The organism is Calothrix sp. CBUCES-K 9914 (genome assembly GCF_059640475.1).
Genome location: NZ_JBXXZH010000451.1, coordinates 1 through 3,972, shown reverse-complemented (window position 1 = coordinate 3,972; position 3,972 = coordinate 1). Strand labels below are relative to the sequence as shown.

Annotated in this window: 5 protein-coding genes; 2 read left to right on the top strand and 3 right to left on the bottom strand. The window is 38.9% G+C overall.

The window, feature by feature from the left end; translation table 11 throughout:
* The 3 genes from AC2JBO_RS43690 to lgt form a co-directional block, all read right to left on the bottom strand.
* On the bottom strand, window positions 1–250 hold a 250-nt coding region (locus AC2JBO_RS43690), incomplete at its 3' end, for a phenylpyruvate tautomerase MIF-related protein (protein ID WP_496959869.1).
* Window positions 251–263: 13 nt separating this feature from the next.
* The gene (gene cobM, locus AC2JBO_RS43685) at window positions 264–1,064 is read right to left on the bottom strand and encodes a precorrin-4 C(11)-methyltransferase (RefSeq protein WP_496959868.1); all 801 of its coding nucleotides are present in this window, start codon (window positions 1,062–1,064) and stop codon (window positions 264–266) included.
* A 182-nt stretch (window positions 1,065–1,246) separates the two neighbouring features.
* Window positions 1,247–2,122, bottom strand: a complete 876-nt coding sequence (gene lgt / locus AC2JBO_RS43680) for a prolipoprotein diacylglyceryl transferase (protein ID WP_496959867.1) — start codon at window positions 2,120–2,122, stop codon at window positions 1,247–1,249.
* Window positions 2,123–2,354: 232 nt separating this feature from the next.
* Between lgt and AC2JBO_RS43675 the strand changes: the two genes are divergently transcribed.
* Window positions 2,355–3,062, top strand: coding sequence for an iron-containing redox enzyme family protein (locus AC2JBO_RS43675; RefSeq protein WP_496959866.1), 708 nt, complete (start codon window positions 2,355–2,357; stop codon window positions 3,060–3,062).
* Window positions 3,059–3,972: mandelate racemase/muconate lactonizing enzyme family protein (locus AC2JBO_RS43670; RefSeq protein ID WP_496959865.1), on the top strand; the 914-nt coding region annotated here is incomplete at its 3' end. The genes AC2JBO_RS43675 and AC2JBO_RS43670, both read left to right, overlap by 4 nt.

Genomic DNA, 3,972 nt, shown 5'->3' with positions numbered 1-3,972 from the left:
CACAAAAATCTTGGCTCATTGCCTGTGTTTGCTCAGATTTCATGGCGCCCACACTCTTAACTTCAATATAACAAGCAGGCTCAGTATTTCCCGCAAACGTCATCGTTACATCTGGTTCAAAAGCAGTCATGACATACGACTCTGGTTTACCTGTATGTTGTGCCAACTTTGCCGAAAGACCTTTGAGCATAGTTTCAACGTTAGATTTTGCAGGCTCCGGAATTGATGTTTGAATTTTAATTAAAGGCATAATTGAGTTTGGATTATGAACGGAATAGGTGAGTATGTTCAGGATGGTAAAGACGGGAACGCGCGCTAACTTCCCCAAGTGCCGGACTAACTATATATAGTGTGGTGCGAGTCAAATTTTCCTCGCGGGTAGAGTTTGCCATTTGCTCAAGAGGAACAACCACTATTTTCTCATCATCCCAGCCCAATCGATAGCAAATTCCGACAGGTGTATTAGCTGGGTAGTGTTTAAGTAATTTTACCTGAGCATTTTCAACGTGACGCGCGCTCAAATATAAACACAAAGAAGCTTGATGCGCTGCGAGCAAAGTTAGTTCTTCAGTTTCAGGAACTTCTGTACGTCCGCTAACGCGCGTCAAAATAATTGTTTGAACTAAACCAGGTACTGTTAACTCAGCTTTAAGCTTTGCTGCGGCAGCTTGAAAGGCACTTATACCTGGTACGATTTCAAAATTGATATTGGCTTGGGCTAAAAGCTGCATTTGTTCGTGAATAGCACTGTACAAACTAGGGTCTCCAGAGTGTGCGCGTACTACTAATTTTTGCGAATTTACCCTGTCAACCATGACTCCGAGAATTTCTTCCAAGGTTTGACGTGCGGTTGGAATAATTTCAGCATCCTCTCGACAAAATTCTATAATCGCAGGTGGGACTAAAGAGTCGGCAAATAAAACTACATCAGCACATTCTAAGAGATTTTTCGCTTTAATTGTTAACAGTTCTGGGTCTCCTGGCCCTGCACCAATTATATATACCGTGTTTTTTTGGTAATTATGATATTTTTTATTACTTGAATATATAGTAGATTCACGCATATTTTGATAAAATTGATTATTGTAGAAAAATTTTTTTTGAAAAAATTCAGTAGCTTTCCGGATGATGCTCCCATATATAGTAGAAGTGATTGGTAGATGCACCCTGGTTAAGCCCTAGAGAAAACTCTGGGGCATTTTTTATTTTTAGGGGACGGCGCCCCTAATAGATAATTGTTGTAAAGCTATTCCCTATCTTCAATTTCCTCGTCTACATTCGAGACAACATCGGGTAAAGGACGGTTTTTAATATAAAGCCACCATAGTCCTGCTAACCCTACCGTAATTCCTGTCAAGCTAATAACTTGCGCTATTCGTAAAGGTCCAAGCATCAAGCTATCGGTTCGTAACCCTTCGATCCACAAGCGACCTAAGCTGTATGCTGGAAGATAAGTTAGAAATATTGTCCCAACTTTTAACTTTGGCTTACCCTGCAAACCGCGAAGGAATAAGGTTAATAGTAACGCGAGTACTCCTAAATTCCATAGCGACTCGTACAGAAAGGTCGGGTGAAAATATTCAAAGTTGAGCAAATTAGCTGGGCGCCGTTCGGGTGGGATATATAATTTCCAAGGTAAATTAGTTGGATCACCGAAAGCTTCAGAGTTAAAGAAGTTCCCCCAACGTCCTATTGCTTGTCCTAAAATTAATGATGGCGCCACCAAGTCAGCCATTTGCCAAAACGAAACTTGTTTGAGCTTACAGAAAATCAGTGCAGCAAGCGTTCCACCTAAAATTGCTCCGTGAATTGCAATACCACCTTGCCATATAGCTAAAATACGCTCAGGATGTCTAGCGTATTCTGACCACTCGAATATAACGTAATATAAACGCGCGGCTGGAATGGCGCCAATAACCAGCCATATAGATAAATCACTCAGCAAGTCAGGGTTTACCTTGCGACGCTTCGCTAAATACTGCGACAGCATAACACCAATAAGCACCGCACTCGCAATCAACAAACCATACCAGCGAATCGTAATTGGTCCAAGTTGAAACAAAACTGGACCAGGGGAAGTAAATTTAAATGCCAAAGGCAATATGGGAAAATAAACAGCCATAATCAATAGTTAGAAGTTAAGAGTTAGGAGTTAGCAGTTGTAGAGACAATAGTTAGGTTACAGGTTAGATTGTAGTTTGTGGGTTGGATCAAGTGAAGCGGAACCCAACATATTATCTATTTCTATCGTTGAGTTTCCTCTGATAGTAGGCAATCCACATAGTAATTAGAATTATATTACATGAATTTATTTAAGTATAATTCATTATTTACCTGTAAAAATATATTCAAATATGCTGATACGTAGTTTAATCGAATCTCACTATGCAAAGCAAACTAAGTTCTTTGAACAGTCAGAAGGCTTTCAACACTTAGTATCAGGTGTAGCAAATATAAAATTTTATGATGAATTTATTGCGAACCTTTGTAAAACCCATCTCAAAAGTCCTCAAATACTAGCATTTCTTTATGCAGCGGCGCCTCCGACTGTTGCAAATAGTATTCAGCATAATATGCTAGAGGAGTTAGGACTTGACGCTGAAGGTATTTGTCATCCTGATTTATTGCGGAAGTTAGCTAGTGCTGTAGGATTGCATAATGCCAAGCAAGCACAAATAGAAGCTTTATCGCAGGCAGAACTACACAAAATGTGTTCTGAGCCAATGCTGTATGGGACACTAAAAGAACTGGCACTATCTGTATTGTTAGAAGTGACTTGTTTTGAATGGATGCTGTCACGTCTTTCAGGAAAAATAGGAATAGCTCTGCAAGAATACCGAAAACTTGATAGGGAAAGCTTAGAATGGTTTTTTCATCATTCGGAAGTTGATATTCGTCATGCTGAAGAAGGTTTAGATTCCGTGGTTAATTATGTTGAATATTACGGTTTTGAAATTGATGACTTAGAAACTATCATAAATATAACGTTTAGAGAGAATATATTTATCAAGCGATACTTTGGAGAAATTGCGCTAGCTCTAGAAACGGAGATGTTGTCATGAAAATTATTGAAGCAACTCTATTTGCGCTAAAAATTCCTTTTACAGAATCTTTCTCTCATAGCACCAAATCAAGAACTTACTCAGATTCCATCGTTGTTAGATTAAAAGCGGCAGATGGTACAATTGGTTATGGTGAAGCTGTCGCGCGTCCCTATGTTACGGGAGAAACTGTAGAATCTTGTTTACAGTTTATGACTTCGACAATTTGGGAAAATATCAAACACATTGATTATCCAGAGCCAGAACCAGATATATCTTGGTTATATAAAATCAGCGACACAATTCCCACGGCAAAAAGTCAAGGTGTTATTGCGTTTAATGCAGCTAAAGCTGGTTTTGAGTTAGCTTTAATCGATTGTTTACTAAAAAGTCAAAATTTATCCCTATCTGCAATTTTACCACCCAAGCGTAATACTGTTATCTATAGCGGCGCCATTACATCAAGTTCAATAGAAAAAGCCGTCCAAAATGCCAAATCGTTTAAATTATTCGGTTTAAAACATATCAAAGTGAAAATAACCGGAGAACATGACTTTTCGCGTCTCCATGCAATTCGTCAAGCAGTAGGACAAGAAACTTCACTAAGAATCGATGGTAATGGTATATATGATTTTGATAGCGCCGTTGCAGTATGTCAACAATTAGTAGAGTTAAATATTGATTCTGCCGAACAGTTGATCGAGCGTAGTACACCACAAACTTGGGCAAAACTCAAAGAAATGGCGCCTATCCCCCAAATGGTAGATGAATCACTAGTTACAATTAAAGATGCCAAATCTTTAATTGCAGCACATGCGTGTGACTTTTTTAACTTAAGAATTTCTAAATGTGGTGGTATTGCCCAAACAATAAGAATTGCACAATTAGCCCAAACCGCAGGAATAAAAATCCAACTCGGATGTCAAGTAGG